The organism is Methylorubrum zatmanii, from assembly GCF_014845115.1.
Taxonomy (GTDB): Bacteria; Pseudomonadota; Alphaproteobacteria; order Rhizobiales; family Beijerinckiaceae; genus Methylobacterium; species Methylobacterium zatmanii.
Genome location: NZ_NKUI01000190.1, coordinates 35,504 through 50,744, shown reverse-complemented (window position 1 = coordinate 50,744; position 15,241 = coordinate 35,504). Strand labels below are relative to the sequence as shown.

Genomic DNA, 15,241 nt, shown 5'->3' with positions numbered 1-15,241 from the left:
GGGTGGGGCGGGAAGGACGCCCCGGCCGTGCGCTCCGTCAGGCCCGCGGCGGATACCCGCCCGACTCGGCGGCGCTGGTGACCCGCACCGGGCGCTCCTGTTCGCGCCGGTGCCACATCAGGAGCAGAGCGGAGACCACGAGCCAGGGACCGGCGATCCCGATGAAGAACGACATGAGCGCATCTCCCGCGCAGCGGAGACTCTCGGAGGGAATCCATTCCGCGTCGGGTGCGATGATAGATCGTGGCGGGCCGCCCGCAAGCGGGACGTCCGCTGCGCTCCGATTATCCATCCGGAAGGGCCGGCTCAGGCGAACAGGTCCGGCCGGCGCAGGCGGAGGCTGAGGAGCAGCACCAGGGTCTTCATGTCGGCGATCTCGCCCGCGTCCCCCATCGCGGCGAGGGTGGCGAGCGGCAGCTCGACCACGGTGATCGCCTCGTGCTCTTCCGCCAGGCCGCCGCCCGGTCCCTCCCGGTCCGCCTCCGCATAGGGAGCGAGGAACAGGTGCATCCGCTCGGTGGAGATACCGGGCAGGCTCCAGACCGTGGAGACCGGCTCCAGACGGGACAGGCGCAGGCCCGTCTCCTCGAAGGCTTCCCGGCGCACGCCGGCCTCCGGGTCGGCCTCGTCGAGCAGGCCGGCCGGCACTTCGAGCAGGTCGGTCACCCCGGCGGTGAAGAAGGGCGCCGCCCGGAACTGACGGATCAGCAGGGCGACCTTGCGCGCGGGATCGTAGGGCAGCACGCAGACCGCCTCGCCGTGATCCTCGATCTCCCGGGTGACGTCGGCGCCCTCGGGGGTGGTCACGTCGGCGACGAGGAAGCTCGCCCAGCCATCGTGAACGGTGCGGGTGCCGCGGATCTCGGGGGGCATGGCGTCTCCGGGTCGAAGGTCTCGAGCGGGATCAGGCGGGAGGATCGCCGCCGACGCGGCGGATCAGAAAGCGCGCGGCCGTTCCCGAACGCTCCTGCGCCTCCAGCGCGGCCCCTTCCTCGCGGACGACATTGGGAATGTCGATCCCCGCGAGGGGGTCCGTGGAAGTCACGACGAGGCGTCCCCCGGCCGGCAGGGCGCGCAGGGCCTTGCGGGTACGCAGGGCCGGCAGGGGGCATTTGAGGCCGCTGAGGTCGAGTTCGACCGTGTCGGCCGCGGAGAGTTCGGGCATCGCGGCCGAGCCCATAACACGAAAAAGCCCCGCTGGCTGAAGCGCAGCCGGCGGGGCTGTTTTCGCCGAAGTGGGCGATTACCAAGCGTAGGGGTCGTAGCCGCCGTAATAGCCGCCATAGGCCGGATACCCGTAGCCGTAATAGCCCACGGGACGACCGTAGCCGTAATCGTAATAACCGTAGCCGCCGTAGTAGCGCGGAGCCGCGCTGGCAGCGATGGCACCGCCGATCAGGCCGAGCGCCGCGCCGGCGGCGAGGGCCCCGCCGACATTGCGGCGGCGATAATAGCCGTAGCGGGGACCGTAATATCCCCCGTAATAGCCGCGGCGCCAGCCGACTTGATCGACGGTCGTGCCACCTCCGCCGACCTGGGCAGCGCTCAGGGCCGGCAGCGGCGCCGCCTCTGCGGCGGGAACGGCCGCCAGGGCCAGGCCTGTCGCGGCGAGGCCGGCGAGCGTCAGGGTCGTGATGCGTGACATGGATGCGGACTCCTTAAGCGATAAGGAACACGCACAGGAACAATTTCGCGCCGGTCCCGTTCCGTCGTCCGGGCATGGCGTGTGCGAAATCCCACGCCGGCATCGTGTGTCCGCCTCGCCTGCGCGCGGGGCGGCCGGTCCGTCAGAAGATGCAAGCGGTGAAGGCGGGCTCCACGGATTTCTCCCAAGGCCCTTCGTAATCGGCGAGGCGCTCTTCCGCCCGGCTGCGGCCGGCGGCGACGATGGTCTCCAGCGGTTGGAGATAGACTGCCTCGTCGCGCCCGGCCCCGTCCCGGCGCGCCCGCGCCTGAAGGCCGGAGCGGGCGATCGCCAGGGCCTCGGCGGCGACGGCGCCGAGGCTGCGCCCGCCGATGCTGGCGTTGAGCCCGATCCGCGGCACGGCGGCCCGGATCGATTCCCGTTCGCAGGCGCTCCAGCCGCGCACCAGATCCCAGGCGGCGCCGAGGGCGTCGTCGTCGTAGAGCAGCCCGACCCAGAAGGCCGATTGCGCCGCGATCATCGCCGGGCCGCCGACATCGGCGCCGCGCATCTCGAGGAAGCGCTTGAGACGCACTTCGGGGAACACGGTGGAGGCGTGGTTGGCCCAGTCCGAGACCGTCGCCCGCTCGCCCGGCAAAGCCGCGAGGCGGCCCTCCATCAGGTCGCGGAACGAGGCGCCGGCCACATCGTGGTAGGTCTCGCCGCGCTTGACGAAGTACATCGGCACGTCGAGCAGCCAATCGACGTAAGCTTCGTAGCCGAAGCCCTCGTCGAAGGCGAAGGCGAGCATGCCGGTGCGGTCGGCATCGGTGTCGCGCCAGATCTCGGAACGCCGCGACAGGAAGCCGTTGGGCCGCCCGTCGGTGAAGGGGGAGTTGGCGAACAGCGCGGTGGCGACGGGTTGGAGGGCGAGGCTGACGCGCATCTTGCGCACCATGTCGGCTTCCGAGGCGAAATCGACGTTCACCTGCACCGTGGCGGTGCGCAGCATCATGTCGAGGCCGAGCTTGCCGACCTTCGGCATGTAGTTGCGCATGATGCGGTAGCGGCTCTTCGGCATCAGCGGCGTGGCTTCACGAGTCCATTTCGGACTCATGCCGAGATCGAGGAAGCCGATGCCGAGGGGCTCAGCCGCGCGCTTCACCGCCGCCAAGTGCGCGTCGAGTTCGGCCACGGTCGCGTGGACGTCGGGCAGGGGCGCGCCGGACAGTTCGAACTGTCCGCCCGGCTCGATCGAGATCGCGCCGCCCTCCTGCCCCGCCAGCCCGATGATGTTGCCGGCATCCAGAATCGGCTCCCAGCCGGTCTCGCGGCCGAGATTCTCCAACAGCGCGCGGATGCCGCACTCGCCCTCGTAGGGAACGGGCGCGTGATCCTCCGTGTAGAACGGGATCTTCTCGTGCTCGGTGCCGATGGCGAAGCGCTCGCGCGGCTTCTCGCCCGCGGAGAACCACGCGATCAGCTCCTCCCGCGTGGTGAGCGGGGTTGTGTCGGACGTGTCGCGCGCCATGCGCTGCCTCGGAGGTGACGTCGATCGAAGGGGTCAGCGGCGCGCCGGTCGTCCGCCACGGGACGGGGCCAGTGGCAGCCTCACCGGATGTCGTGTCCTTAGAGGACACTGCAAGGGTGAACAACGCGCCCGCCTACCGCATGACGGGCATGATTCACGCTTCTGTCGATGGGAAGCGACGATCACGGATCCGCGAAGAAGGCCGCGTAATCCGGCCGCGCGATCCCCGCCCTGAGGAGCAATTGCAGCAGCAGCCGTGCCTTCAGCCCCGACAGAAGACCGGCCGAGAGGGCGCCCCGCCGCAACAGATCGATCTCGCCGCCGGGATATCCGTATGTGCGGCAGAACACCGGACCGGTCTGCGCCCGCGACGCGAGCACCACCGGCATCCGCCCGGCGATGGCCGAAACGATCTCGGCCAGGGGCTCCGGGACGTGGCCCGCACCCATGCCCTCGATCACGCATCCGGCGAAGCCGAGATCGGGCAGGGCGGCGAGCAGGCGTCCGTCGTCGCCGAGGCCCATCCGCAGGAGCGCCACGGGCGCGGCCTCCGGTGCCAACGGTCCGGTGAGGACGGGCGCGCGATTCGGACGCAGGACGATGCGGGCCTCGCCCTCGGCGACGAGGCCGACCGGCCCGGCCAGCGGTGAGCGGAAGGCCGAGGTGAGGGCGGTATGGGCCTTCTGGACGAGGCGTGCCGCATGGATCTCGTCGTTGAGGACGGTCAGCACGCCGAGGCCGTGCGCGCCCGCGCTGCCCGCGACGATGGTCGCGGCCAGCAGATTGCCCGGCCCGTCGGCCCCGGCCGATTCAGGCCCGCGCATCGCGCCGGTGACGACCACCGGCTTGTCCCCGGTGACGAGGCAGTCGAGCACGAAGGCCGTCTCCTCGATGGTATCCGTGCCCTGGATCACCACCGCCCCATCGAGATCGCCCGCGAGGCGTCGGTTCAGCGTGGCGGCGACACCGATCAGGTCGTCGAGGGTCAGCCCGGCGCTCGGCCGGCGCAGGGGAGAGAGGGTTTCGATCTCCGCCGCCGCGTCGAGACCCGGCACCGTCGCGGCGAGGTCGGCCGCCGTCAGCGTCGGGACGATCCCCCCTTCCGCGCTGTGCGTCATGGTGATCGTCCCGCCGAGGGACAGGAGGAGGATGCGGGGCTGGGCCATTCCTTAAGATGTCCTCTGAGCGCCGGATGAACTCAGCGCGCGTCGCCGAGCACGGCCTGGACCAGGGTCAGCACCGCCACCGCTGCCGTATCCGCCCGCAGAATGCGGGGCCCGAGCGACAGGGCGACGGTGTTGGGCCGGGCGGCGATGAGGGCGCGCTCCTCCTCGTGAAAGCCACCCTCGGGGCCGACCAGCACCGCCAGCGGCGGCGGATGGGCCGGATCGGCGGCGGCGCGCAGGGCCGCTACCGGGTCGGAAACGGGGGCGTCCTCGTCGCAGAACACCAGCAGCCGCTCGGGGGCGAGGGCATCGAGGCAGGCGGGCAGGCGGGCCGGTTCGGCGATCTCCGGAATCGAGAGGATGCCGCATTGCTCGGCGGCCTCCACAGCGTTGGCGCGCAGGCGCTCGAGCTTGATCCGCTCTCCTTGCGTGAAGCGGGTGAAGACCGGCCGGATCAGCCCGGCGCCCATCTCCACCGCCTTCTGCGCCATGTAGTCGAGGCGGCCGGTCTTCAGCGGAGCGAACAGGTAGTGCAGGTCGGGCGGCGCCGGCTGCGGGCGGGTTCGCGTCACGACCCGCAGATCCGCGCTCTTGCGGCCCTGCGGCACGATCTCGGCGCGCCACTCGCCGTCGCGGCCGTTGAACAGCAGGACGGGATCGGTCTCGCTCCGCCGCAGCACGGTGAGGAGGTAATTGGCCTGGGCCCGCTCCAGCGGCAGGATCAGCCCCTCCGCCAGATCCGATTCGACGAACAGGCGCGGGGCGGTGAAATCGTAGGCGGCCATGGTCTCTCGCAGCGAAGCCGGTGTCGTCGCGTGACCGCTCCGGCTTTGTCAATCGGGTCCATCCCTCTCAAATGTGATGCGGAAATATCACGTCGGCGCTGTTTCGCACTGTTTCCCACCATCGCGGCGGCCTGAGGCCCGGTGGCACCATTGGCGCCACAATCCCATGCGCAAAAAGCTGCCGCATCGAAACAGGGACCAGCCCCTTGCCGAAACCCGCAGCGCGCCGCGCCCGGGGTTCACGGCGGGTGGGCGCTGCGGGATCGGGGGCACACCCGTCGCGGCATGCGGGGAGAAGGACCGGGCCGAATGACTGCCAGGATGTCTGCATCAGCGAAGACCGCCGCCGCTCTCGTCGGCCTTGTCCTGCTGTCCGGCCCGGTGCTGGCTCAGGGCCTCAGCGGGGCTCCGCTGCCGTCGATGGACGTGACGCCCGCGCCGGCGCCCTCCGCCGCCGCGCCGATGAGCATCCCGGCTCCGATGGCGCCGGCGGCCCCGGCCCAATCCGTGCCGCAGCAGGCGGGCACCGATTGCAACGGCATCCAGAAGACGCTGATCGAGCGCAAGAACCTCGTGGCCAAGGCCAACGCGGCCTCGAATTCCAAGAAGAAGATGACGCCGCAGGAGGCCTGCTCCCTGTTCGGCCAGCTCCAGGCCAACGGCGCCACCGGCATCAAGTGGATCACCGCCAACAAGGAATGGTGCTCGATCCCCGATTCCTTCGCCGAGGGCTTCAAGGCCGACCACAACAAGGTCGGGGCGATCCGCACCAAGGTCTGCGGCATCGCCGCCCAGGCCTCGAAGATGGAAGCCCAGGCCCGCTCTCAGGCGCAGAACGGCGGCGGCGGCGGTCTGCTCGGCGGGCCCGGCCTCTCCGGCAGCTTCCGGATGCCGCAGGGCGCGCTCTAAGCCCTCGCCATCTTGCCTCCCCGTCCCGAGCCTTCCGGCCGCGTCTCCGACGCAGTCGCCGGCCATTGGGCCGACCGGTTCGCGCCGGCCGGGCTACGCCCCTATCTGCGGCTCGCACGGATCGAGCGTCCCATCGGCTGGTGGCTCTTGCTGTTGCCGTGCTGGTGGTCGGCGGCGCTCGCGGCGACGGCTGACGGGCGGCCCGGCCCGCATCTCGGCCATCTCGCCCTGTTCCTGGTGGGCGCGGTGGCGATGCGCGGCGCCGGATCGACCTATAACGACATCGCCGACCGCAAGCTCGACGCCCAGGTCGAGCGGACCCGCTCGCGCCCGCTCCCCTCGGGGCAGGTGAGCACCAAGGCCGCCGCCTTGTTCCTGGTGGTGCAGGCGCTGGTCGGCCTTGCGGTGCTGCTGCAATTCAACGCGACCGCGATCCTCGTCGGCATGCTCTCGCTGGTGCCGGTGGCGGTCTATCCGTTCATGAAGCGGGTGATGCCGATCCCTCAGGCGGTGCTCGGCCTCGCCTTCTCCTGGGGCGCCCTGATGGGCTGGGTTGCCGTGTTCGGCCGCGTCGATGCGCCGGCCCTGTGGCTCTATGCCGGCACCGTCGCCTGGGTCGTCGGCTACGACACGATCTACGCGGTGCAGGACATCGAGGACGACGAGATCGTCGGCATCCATTCCTCGGCGCGGCTGTTCGGGGCGCGGCTGCGCCTCGCGGTCGGGCTCTGCTACGCGGCCACCGTCACCTTGTTCGTGCCCGCGCTGATCGGCGCCGGTGCCGGTCCCTTGGGCTGGCTCGGTTTGGCGCTGTTCGCCGCCCATCTCGCCCGGCAGGTCGCGACCCTTTCCGAGCGCGACGGCCCGCGCGCCCTGGCGCTGTTCCGCTCCAACCGCAATGCCGGGCTGATCCTGTTCGCGGGCCTCGCCGCCGACGCTCTGTGGCAGGGCCTGCGCTGAGGCGCCGTGGCGACGGGCCGGGCCCCGCGCCATATGCGGTCCCATGACAGAGACAGATCCGCACCGGCCCCCGGCGGGCCTCTCGGCCGATCCGATCACGGAAGGGGCCCGTGCCCGGGCTCGGGGGCGTCCGCGTGACGCCTGTCCCTATCCGCAGAACTCACCCGAGCGCACGGCGTGGCTCGAGGGCTATGACGGCTCTCCCGCCGACCGGGCGCCGGATCAGCCGCTAACCAACGGCTGAGGACAGCCGCGCCGCCGGATCAGTGGCGGGCGATGATCTCGCTTTCGCCCCGGTGGATGCAGGGCCGGGCCGGGAGGCGGGCGGTCTTGCGCCGCACGAGGAAGCGGGGGCGGCGGCCGCTGAGCGCGGCGTGGCGGCGGCGCTGGCGGCTCTTTCCGAGAACGATCCGGCCGATCTGCTGTGCCACCGGCACGATGGCGCCGTCCTCGCGCATCAGCATCCGGGCGAGGCCGCCCTTGGTGCTGACATCGCGCCAGAGGGCCACGATATCCTCCTCGGCGAACGGCCCGAGCTGCATCGTCACCTCGCCCTCGGCATCGACCAGCAGAAGCGAGAAACGCTCCTCACAACAGGCATCGGCCGCATCGTCGGCAAAGGCGAGGGCGACGCCGACCGGGGTCGAGCCATGAGCCGCGCCGAACACCGGCAGCGGGGTCGCGACGGTCTCGATCCGGCCCAAAACGATCTCGTTCTCGCGGCCGGGCCGGCAGTTCTGATTCATGTTCTGGAAGGTCATCATCGGTTCGACGCCTTGTCCCTGGTCGCGGTCTCTGTCGGACCCGCTGATCTGACAAGCACAGTGCCGTTCGTCTCCCCCAATCCGTCTTAAGAGTGAGCGTTAAGCGTTGGTAGATCGAGGCCAAGTCTGCGGATTGCTCAACGGATCCTTGCCGCGATTGGTGCAAATGCGGGTAACCATCGCCGGTGGAGGGAGTTGGCTGGCGGCCCCAGAACCGCCCTCCACGATGGCAGCGACAGGATGTGCATTGCTGCGATCCGAAAAGCGGTGGCCACTTTTCGAATCGATGCCCTAAAACAGGGGAGTGTCGGCGCCGCCCAAGCGGCACGAGGCCGGCTTCGCGCAGCGGCTCTCACCGGATTCATGACTCAGACACCCCCTTCCCCGGCGGCGCTGCGGCCAGTCTTGCACGAGGTGATGCAGGAGGCCGCCGCCCTCGCGCTGCCGTTCTTCCGCGAGGGAGGGGAGACGAGCGCCCGCGTCTGGTCGAAGGCCGGCGGCTCGCCGGTGACCGAGGCCGATGTCGCCGTGGACACCTTCCTCAAGATCCGCCTGTCGCAGGTCGAGCCGCAGGCCGCCTGGCTCTCGGAGGAGACCAGCGACGATCCCATTCGGCTCGGCCATGACCTGGTCTGGATCGTCGATCCCATCGACGGCACCCGCGCCTTCCTGTCGGGGCATCCCGACTGGTCGATCGCCGTGGCGCTGCTCCGTGGCGGCGAGCCGGTGCTCGGAGCGGTGTTCGCGCCGGCCACCGGGCATTTCTACGAAGCGGTCGTGGGGGAGGGCGCCAGGCTCAACGGCGCGGCCATCGCGGTGTCGGCTCAGAATCAGTTGGAAGGCGCGCGCATTACCGGCCCGAAGCCGATGCAGGACCGATTGCTGACGGGTGCGGCGCGGCGGGGCCCGCGGCCTTCGGTCACGGTCATCGAGCGCGTGCCGTCGCTGGCGCTGAGGCTGGCGCGGGTCGCCGAAGGCCGGATCGATCTCGGCCTCGTCTCCAGGGATTCGCGGGATTGGGACATCGCCGCCGCGGATTTGATCTTGCGCGAGGCGGGAGGAGCGGTCTGCGGTCTCGATGGCGAGCCGGCGCTCTACAACCGCTCGGAGCCCCGCCACGGAGAGTTGATCGCCGCGCCGCTCGCCCTGCGGGATATTGTGCTCACGGCGCTCGAAAAATGATGAGCCCCGCTCCTGAGGGCGCGGGGCTGGTCGGTCAGGCCGCTTCCTGCAACCGCACGGCGGCGGGAGCGATCCCCAGGCGCTCGGCAAGATGCCAGCGCAGTTCGCGGGGGGAATGATACTCGTAGGAAGGGTCGATCAGGTGGCTGAGGTCGGCACGCAGGCTGCGCGTGTCGGTATCGACCAAGCTGTTCACCTGAAAGGTCGCCGTGTTGGTCACGGGCGAAATGGCGCTTGCGTGGCGCCGGAACTCGAACGTCATTGTTTTTTTACTTTCTCACCGGATGCCCGCCTTGAATCGGCGTGGCCGGTGTCGTTTCTGGTTGTTTGGTATCGGCAGCGGCGCCCGCCGCGGGATGACGATCCGTCATTCCCGATCGGTGGGAACCGCGTGATGTCGCGTGAAGCGATGGGCCGGATCTCGGGATCCGGCCTCGGTCTTTAGACCGCCTGCAGGTTGCCGGCCGCGTCCTTGCCGCTGCGCTTGTCCGTCAGAACCTCGTAGGAAACCTTCTGGCCCTCGACGAGATTGCGCAGGCCGGCGCGCTCGACAGCGGAGATATGGACGAACACGTCCTTGCCGCCGTTATCGGGCTGGATGAAGCCGTAGCCCTTGGTCTCGTTGAACCACTTAACAGTGCCAGTATCCACGAAAACTTCCTTGTCGTTCTAAAAGCCAAGCGCAAGCATCTGCTCGAAGCGAGCACGTGGCATCGTCCGCCGATGTTGCGGGGTGGCGAGCGACATATGGGATGGCTGTCCAGCCAATCGCTTTGGCGCGCTCGTCAGATCTGTATGTAGGCCGCGGATGCGGCTTTAACAAGGCACGAACAGGCGGCGGGGCCTGCGCGTCCCGCCGCAGGCCCCGCCCGGGGCGGCGGTGAGCCGCCTCGCCACCCTGTGACAAAGCGCGAGGCCGGTGCATATATGAACGTCAATCCAGGCGGTTACGCATCGCCCTCAGGCAGTGCAGTCAGGCAGTTCATGGCGGGCATCTCGGTTTCCCTCGAAGGCGCGAACATCCAGCTCTCGTTCCAGAAGGACGACCAATCGACGGCGGTGGTGATGGATGCCCGCGCCGCCCGCGCCCTGGTGCGCGCCGTCGGTCAACTCCTGACCGCGATCGATGACGACGGGGAGGTCGATCTGCCGGAGGATAACGGCGACGAGGAGGTCGCCATGCTCGACGTGACCTCGTCGGCCATCGAGGTCGGCACCGACGAGCAGGGTCAGGCGGTGGTGGCGCTTCAGGCCGGGGCCCTACCGCCCTTCCAATTGCGCCTGACCGACGAGGAGGCGCGTCACGTTGCCACCAGCCTCAGCGAGATCCTGGCCGCGCCGCGGGATGTGCGCGCCTCCCACGGCGGACATTGAAAGACCTGAGGCCGGCCTCTCACGACATCCGCTCGTTCCCCCGGGAGGGCGGATGTCGTGGCTCTGAACGCCGCGCGCTGCTCAGACCTCGGGCTTGCCACGGCGACGGCGATGGCGTTCCGCGCTCGGCAGGGCCTCCGGCACCAGCGTGACCGCGACCGGGTTCGGCGTATGGTCCATGGCCGCGCCGGTATAGGCATCGACGCCCATGCCGATGACACCGCCGACCAGAACGTTGCCGGCGAAGCCCGCCGCGCCGTTGCCGACCAACTTGGTCCGCACCGGCACTGTCTGCGGCCGGAAGCCGGGCTTGGTGAAGGTGACGTCGAACTCTTCCGAGCGGGGAATGTCGAGCGAGCACGGGGTCGTCGCACAGAAGCGCTGCGTCGTCGTGGCGACGGCGGCGCCGGGCGGCTCCGAAGTGAAGGCGATCAGTTCGGAGGTGCCCCGCGTGACACTTCCGCAGGCGGCAACGCTCACCGCGACGAGCGCGGCGGTCAGACTTTGCTTGAACATGGATGGGATGTCCCCCTGCCGCCTCTGCGTGCGGCCGGGGCAGGGTTGTCGAGACCTTGTCGTCTCAACGCAAGCGTGCGCCCTCTGGAGTTGTGGTGATAACCCGTCTCTCCGCCAGCGTGTCTCGCAAATGTAACATTCTGTCGAGCCCCATCTCCGGTCTTTCCGCGCCGGGATGGGGACTCCTGTCATACCCAATCCGGCCGATCCTTTCGGGATGGCGGATTCGGGCTTCGCTCAGGCGCCGCGCGGGCTTGCCGAGACGGGATCCGCTGATCGAGCGGATCCCGCATCAGAGGCGGATGCCGGGATCCGTCGGTCCGCCGGGGAGATAATCCGGCTCGGAGCCAGGCCCCCTAGGCTCGTCGATATCCGGATCGTTCACGGGATAGGGCGTGCGTGGGCCGGTCGGGCCGATATCCGGCTGATCGTCCGGCTGCGGCGGCGGGGGGAGGTCGCCGGGGATCTGGCCGCCGGGAATGGGTTCAGGGGTCGGGACGCCAGGATTGGCCATGGACCGTCTCCAATCTGGTTGCGGGGAGATGGCGGACCAACACATCCCCGCCGGTCCGGTTCCGTTCTCCATTCGTCTCAGGTGCCCGATCCGGGTGCGGCCCGATGGCCAGGCGCGGAACCGGCGCCGGGACCGCCCGTTGCCCGGCAAATCCCGTTTGGAACGGAGCGACAGCATGCCTGATATTCGCGAAGCCAAGATCCTCATTCTCGCCACCGACGGTTTCGAGGAGAGCGAACTCACCGTGCCGCAGGCCAAGCTGAAGGAGGCCGGGGCGACGGTAACGGTCGCGAGCCCGCAATCGCGTCAATCCAAGGGCACGATCCGCGGCTGGGACAAGACCGATTGGGGCAAGGACGTCGCCGTCGATCTCGACCTGGAGAGTGTGAACCCCGCCGATTACGATGCCCTGGTGCTGCCGGGCGGCCAGATCAACCCGGACAAGCTGCGGGTCGAAGCCAAGGCGATCGAGGTGATCCGCAGCTTCCTCACCTCCGGCAAGGTCGTGGCCGCGATCTGCCACGGGCCCTGGCTGCTGATCGAGGCCGGCGCGGTCAAGGGCCGCACGCTGACCTCGTTCTCCTCGATCAAGACCGATGTGATCAATGCCGGCGGTAACTGGCAGGACAAGGACGTCGTCACCGATGGCGGCATCGTCACCAGCCGCAATCCCGGCGATCTCGACGCCTTCTGCGCCAAGATCGTCGAGGAGGTGAAGGAAGGCCGCCACGAGCCGCGTCAGCTCGCCGCCTGATCCATTCGAGCGAAACGTAAAGAGGCCGTCAGCCCAGGGCTGGCGGCCTTTTTGCGATCAGGCTTCAGCGGGCCGATGCTTCGCGCTTGGCGACGGCCTTCTGCGGCTTCGGTCGCTCGGTCGAGGCGCCAGCCATCAGCTTGGCGAGATGCTGCTGGTCGAGCCCCCCGCCGAGGCTGGCCGGCACGATGGCCGCTTCCGCAGTGGATCGCTCAGGCTTGCGGGGGGCAAGCGAACCGGTGACGGTCGGCTCGGCGAGCGCGGCGACCGGCAGGGCGGGGGCCGCCGGCTCGCGTTGCACCCGCATCGCCCAATGGGCCGCGGTCGACAGCACCGCGATGGCCAGGATCGCCTTGATGCCGCTGGTCAGGAAACGACGCATGTCGGGCTCGGAAAACGCAGGGAACGCGACCGGTTCCCCGGTCTGCCGACAGGATCGCGCAAGATCGTGAACGAAGCGCTCTCGATCGTGCGGATGCGCCGTGCCGGATCGGGAACGGGACGGTTGCCTCGTTCCCGCCGGGGTCAGACCCGATGCGCGACCTCGGCGCGGGCCTTCTCGTGCTCGGTCTCCGTGGCGCCGCGGGTGCGCCACAGGCTGTAGACGATGCCGAGGGTCAGCAACACCAGCGTGACGACGAGGGAGACCCACGGCGGCAGGTGGACCAGTTCCAGCGTATCGGCCACCACGATCTTGGCGCCGATGAACAGCAGGATGAAGGCGAGCGCCGTCTTCAGGTAGGCGAAGCGGTCCACCATCGCGGCGAGCGCGAAATAGAGGGCGCGCAGGCCGAGGATCGCGAAGATGTTCGAGGTGTAGACGATGAACGGGTCGGTGGTGATGGCGAAGATCGCCGGCACGCTATCGACCGCGAAGATCACGTCCGCGATGTTGACCAGCACCAGCGCCACCGCCAACGGCGTCAACCAGCGCACCGTCTTGCCGGTCTTCGGGTCGGGCTTGCGGACGATGAAGTGTTGGCCCTCCGGCTTGTCGGTGACGCGCACCCACTTCTTCAGCAGGCGCATGGAGGCGCTGTTCTGGATGTCCTGCTCGCCCTCGTCCTTCGAGACCAGCATCTTGATGCCGACATAGAGCAGGAAGACGGCGAACAGCGACAGGACCCAATGAGCTTGGCTCACCAGGGCGGAGCCGAGCCCGATCATCAGGCCGCGCAGCAGCACGGCGGCCAGGATGCCCCAGACCAGCACCCGGTGCTGGGCCGCCCGCGGCACGCCGAGGGAGGTGAGGATCACCGCGATCACGAAGACGTTGTCCATCGACAGCGACTTCTCGATCACGAGGCCGGTGACGTATTCCTGGGCCGGGTCGGGCCCGAGCATCCACCAGATCCAGCCGCCGAAGACGAGGCCGAGGCTGAAGTAGAAGGCGGTGAGGAGCAGGCTCTCCTTCACGCCGATCTCGTGATCCTTGTCCCGGTGGAGCAGGCCGAGATCGAAGGCGAGCAGGGCGGCCACCAGGGCATGGAAGCCGAGCCACATCCAAACGGGCTTGCCGAGCCATTCGTGGCCGAGCCCCTGGCTGAGCCCTTGGGTCAACATATCCATCATCATCGCGCGGACCGGATGCTTCTGTGGAGGAAAGCATCGGCTCCGACATCGCGGACGCGTCTTCCGTATCTCTCACGAACGTCCCGTCGTTGGGCGGGAGAAACGCTCCCGCGTCGCGGGAGTGTCGTGAGCGATCCGGTTCGCGTTCCGCCAGAGGGGCCCGCAGCCGATGCCGCGCAGTTAGAGGTCCGATCACGTCGAATCAAGGGCAGCGCGATTTTCATCCGGCGGCTCACCCGGAAAAGTGAACCGCCGCTCGCTCCCCGGGGCAGAATCGGGGACGGCATCCGACGCTGCGGATCTCATCCGGCTTGACAGCGGCGGCATCTCGGGGCCCTCCCGCAGGCCATGGATGCGGATCGGGACAAGGATATCGCCATCGTCGGCGGCGGGCCGGCGGGCCTTGCCGCGGCGGAGGTGTTGGCCGGGGCGGGATGGCCGGTCACGGTCTATGACCGGATGCCTTCGGTCGGCCGCAAGCTGCTCATCGCCGGCCGGGGCGGGCTGAACCTCACCCATTCCGAGCCGCTGGCCGACTTCCTCGCACGCTACCACCCGGCGCATCCGAGCCTGCTCGCCGCCATCGAGGCCTTTCCGCCGCAGGCCCTGCGGGCCTGGTGCGAGGGCCTCGGCCAAGCGACCTTCGTCGGCTCGAGCGGGCGGGTCTTCCCGAAAAGTTTCAAGGCTTCGCCGCTGCTGCGGGCGTGGCTTGCCCGGCTCGACGCCTCCGGCGTCAGGATCCAGACCCGGCACCGCCTCGTCGGGCTGGAGCCGGAGGCCTTGTCCTTCGCGTCGCCGGACGGGCCGCTGGTCGTTCGGCCACGGGCGGCCCTCCTGGCGCTCGGCGGCGCGAGCTGGCCTCGGCTCGGATCGGACGGGGCTTGGGTGCCGCTCCTGACGGAGGAGGGCATCGCTGTCGCGCCCCTCAAGCCTGCCAATGTCGGTTTCGCCGTCGCGTGGTCGGCGCATTTCTCCGGGCGCTTCGCTGGGGAACCGCTCAAGCGCATCGCCGCGCGGATCGGCGCCGTGACTGCCCGCGGCGAGGCCGTGGCGACGGCCGATGGCCTCGAAGGCGGCGTGATCTACGCCCTGTCGCGTCCGATCCGCGAGGCCATCGAGCGCGACGGCGCCGCCGAACTGATTCTCGACCTGCGCCCGGATCTCGAGGCCGGGGCGCTCGCCGCCCGCCTCGCCCGGACCCGGCCCGGCGAGAGCCTGTCGACGCGCCTGCGCAAGGCGGCCGGCCTCGGCCCGGTTGCCGCCGGCCTGCTGCGGGAGGCCCATGCCAATGCCCTGCCCACCGAGGCCGGAGCACTGTCGGCGGCGATCAAGGCGGCCCCCCTGCGGTTGCGGGCGGCGGCGCCGATCGCGCGGGCGATCTCGACGGCGGGCGGGGTCGCCTTCGCCGGTCTGGATGACCGGTTCATGCTGCGGGCCCGGCCCGGCACCTTCGTTGCCGGCGAGATGCTCGACTGGGAGGCCCCCACTGGCGGCTATCTGTTGCAGGCGGCCTTCGCCGTCGGCCGGGCTGCGGCCGACGGGATGATCGACTGGCTCAGGACGAGGAACTGAGCCAGGGCCGGAGGGGGC

At 69.5% G+C, this 15,241-nt stretch carries 21 protein-coding genes; 7 read left to right on the top strand and 14 right to left on the bottom strand.

Annotated elements, in window-relative coordinates:
- Nucleotides 1-37 precede the first annotated feature (37 nt).
- The 7 genes from MZTS_RS20290 to MZTS_RS20260 all read right to left on the bottom strand — a co-directional run bounded on the left by MZTS_RS20290 (nt 38) and on the right by MZTS_RS20260 (nt 5,106).
- Nucleotides 38-175 (bottom strand): hypothetical protein, encoded by a 138-nt coding sequence (locus MZTS_RS20290; protein WP_192285196.1) that lies wholly within the window; start codon nt 173-175, stop codon nt 38-40.
- 131 nt (nt 176-306) lie between these two features.
- Nucleotides 307-873 (bottom strand): NUDIX domain-containing protein, encoded by a 567-nt coding sequence (locus MZTS_RS20285; RefSeq protein ID WP_009865636.1) that lies wholly within the window; start codon nt 871-873, stop codon nt 307-309.
- Nucleotides 874-904: 31 nt separating this feature from the next.
- Complete coding sequence (locus MZTS_RS20280) at nt 905-1,165, bottom strand: sulfurtransferase TusA family protein (protein WP_192285195.1); 261 nt, start codon at nt 1,163-1,165, stop codon at nt 905-907.
- Nucleotides 1,166-1,243: 78 nt separating this feature from the next.
- The gene (locus MZTS_RS20275; protein ID WP_192285194.1) at nt 1,244-1,645 is read right to left on the bottom strand and encodes a hypothetical protein; all 402 of its coding nucleotides are present in this window, start codon (nt 1,643-1,645) and stop codon (nt 1,244-1,246) included.
- Between the two features lie 142 nt (nt 1,646-1,787).
- Complete coding sequence (locus tag MZTS_RS20270) at nt 1,788-3,155, bottom strand: glutamate--cysteine ligase (protein WP_192285193.1); 1,368 nt, start codon at nt 3,153-3,155, stop codon at nt 1,788-1,790.
- 182 nt (nt 3,156-3,337) lie between these two features.
- Nucleotides 3,338-4,321 (bottom strand): asparaginase, encoded by a 984-nt coding sequence (locus tag MZTS_RS20265; protein WP_192285192.1) that lies wholly within the window; start codon nt 4,319-4,321, stop codon nt 3,338-3,340.
- 32 nt (nt 4,322-4,353) lie between these two features.
- Nucleotides 4,354-5,106, bottom strand: a complete 753-nt coding sequence (locus tag MZTS_RS20260; protein ID WP_009865716.1) for a 16S rRNA (uracil(1498)-N(3))-methyltransferase — start codon at nt 5,104-5,106, stop codon at nt 4,354-4,356.
- Between the two features lie 309 nt (nt 5,107-5,415).
- On the opposite strand from MZTS_RS20260, the gene MZTS_RS20255 reads away from it, so the two are divergent.
- From MZTS_RS20255 to MZTS_RS25360, 3 genes are read left to right on the top strand one after another with little or no spacing between them, the layout of a single operon-like run.
- The gene (locus MZTS_RS20255; RefSeq protein ID WP_192285191.1) at nt 5,416-6,015 is read left to right on the top strand and encodes a hypothetical protein; all 600 of its coding nucleotides are present in this window, start codon (nt 5,416-5,418) and stop codon (nt 6,013-6,015) included.
- Nucleotides 6,016-6,027: 12 nt separating this feature from the next.
- The gene (gene ubiA, locus MZTS_RS20250) at nt 6,028-6,975 is read left to right on the top strand and encodes a 4-hydroxybenzoate octaprenyltransferase (protein ID WP_192285190.1); all 948 of its coding nucleotides are present in this window, start codon (nt 6,028-6,030) and stop codon (nt 6,973-6,975) included.
- Between the two features lie 43 nt (nt 6,976-7,018).
- Nucleotides 7,019-7,219, top strand: coding sequence for a ribosome modulation factor (locus tag MZTS_RS25360; protein WP_246482201.1), 201 nt, complete (start codon nt 7,019-7,021; stop codon nt 7,217-7,219).
- Nucleotides 7,220-7,238: 19 nt separating this feature from the next.
- Here the strand turns inward: MZTS_RS25360 and MZTS_RS20245 are convergent, their stop codons facing one another.
- Nucleotides 7,239-7,739, bottom strand: a complete 501-nt coding sequence (locus MZTS_RS20245; RefSeq protein WP_192285189.1) for a DUF6101 family protein — start codon at nt 7,737-7,739, stop codon at nt 7,239-7,241.
- 363 nt (nt 7,740-8,102) lie between these two features.
- Here MZTS_RS20245 and MZTS_RS20240 point away from each other — a divergent pair, with 363 nt between their 5' ends.
- A complete protein-coding gene (locus tag MZTS_RS20240; protein ID WP_192285188.1) occupies nt 8,103-8,921 on the top strand; it encodes an inositol monophosphatase family protein in 819 nt (272 codons plus the stop codon).
- A 34-nt stretch (nt 8,922-8,955) separates the two neighbouring features.
- Here the strand turns inward: MZTS_RS20240 and MZTS_RS20235 are convergent, their stop codons facing one another.
- Together MZTS_RS20235 and MZTS_RS20230 are read right to left on the bottom strand one after the other, a co-directional pair.
- A complete protein-coding gene (locus tag MZTS_RS20235; protein WP_009866235.1) occupies nt 8,956-9,183 on the bottom strand; it encodes a hypothetical protein in 228 nt (75 codons plus the stop codon).
- A 179-nt stretch (nt 9,184-9,362) separates the two neighbouring features.
- Nucleotides 9,363-9,572 carry a cold-shock protein gene (locus MZTS_RS20230; RefSeq protein WP_009866236.1) on the bottom strand — a complete coding sequence of 70 codons (210 nt, stop codon included), beginning with the start codon at nt 9,570-9,572 and terminating at the stop codon, nt 9,363-9,365.
- A gap of 333 nt (nt 9,573-9,905) precedes the next feature.
- On the opposite strand from MZTS_RS20230, the gene MZTS_RS20225 reads away from it, so the two are divergent.
- On the top strand, nt 9,906-10,295 hold the full coding sequence (locus MZTS_RS20225) for a hypothetical protein (RefSeq protein WP_192285187.1): 390 nt from the start codon (nt 9,906-9,908) through the stop codon (nt 10,293-10,295).
- Nucleotides 10,296-10,376: 81 nt separating this feature from the next.
- Here MZTS_RS20225 and MZTS_RS20220 read toward each other — a convergent pair whose 3' ends face one another.
- On the bottom strand, nt 10,377-10,811 hold the full coding sequence (locus MZTS_RS20220) for a translation initiation factor 2 (protein WP_192285186.1): 435 nt from the start codon (nt 10,809-10,811) through the stop codon (nt 10,377-10,379).
- Between the two features lie 292 nt (nt 10,812-11,103).
- Nucleotides 11,104-11,325 (bottom strand): hypothetical protein, encoded by a 222-nt coding sequence (locus MZTS_RS20215; RefSeq protein WP_192285185.1) that lies wholly within the window; start codon nt 11,323-11,325, stop codon nt 11,104-11,106.
- Nucleotides 11,326-11,500: 175 nt separating this feature from the next.
- Here MZTS_RS20215 and MZTS_RS20210 point away from each other — a divergent pair, with 175 nt between their 5' ends.
- Complete coding sequence (locus MZTS_RS20210; RefSeq protein ID WP_009866424.1) at nt 11,501-12,079, top strand: type 1 glutamine amidotransferase domain-containing protein; 579 nt, start codon at nt 11,501-11,503, stop codon at nt 12,077-12,079.
- Nucleotides 12,080-12,143: 64 nt separating this feature from the next.
- Here the strand turns inward: MZTS_RS20210 and MZTS_RS20205 are convergent, their stop codons facing one another.
- Together MZTS_RS20205 and MZTS_RS20200 are read right to left on the bottom strand one after the other, a co-directional pair.
- Nucleotides 12,144-12,461 (bottom strand): hypothetical protein, encoded by a 318-nt coding sequence (locus tag MZTS_RS20205; RefSeq protein WP_009866423.1) that lies wholly within the window; start codon nt 12,459-12,461, stop codon nt 12,144-12,146.
- 143 nt (nt 12,462-12,604) lie between these two features.
- The gene (locus MZTS_RS20200; RefSeq protein ID WP_192285197.1) at nt 12,605-13,651 is read right to left on the bottom strand and encodes a TerC family protein; all 1,047 of its coding nucleotides are present in this window, start codon (nt 13,649-13,651) and stop codon (nt 12,605-12,607) included.
- 348 nt (nt 13,652-13,999) lie between these two features.
- On the opposite strand from MZTS_RS20200, the gene MZTS_RS20195 reads away from it, so the two are divergent.
- Complete coding sequence (locus MZTS_RS20195; protein ID WP_192285184.1) at nt 14,000-15,223, top strand: TIGR03862 family flavoprotein; 1,224 nt, start codon at nt 14,000-14,002, stop codon at nt 15,221-15,223.
- Nucleotides 15,224-15,241 lie beyond the last annotated feature (18 nt).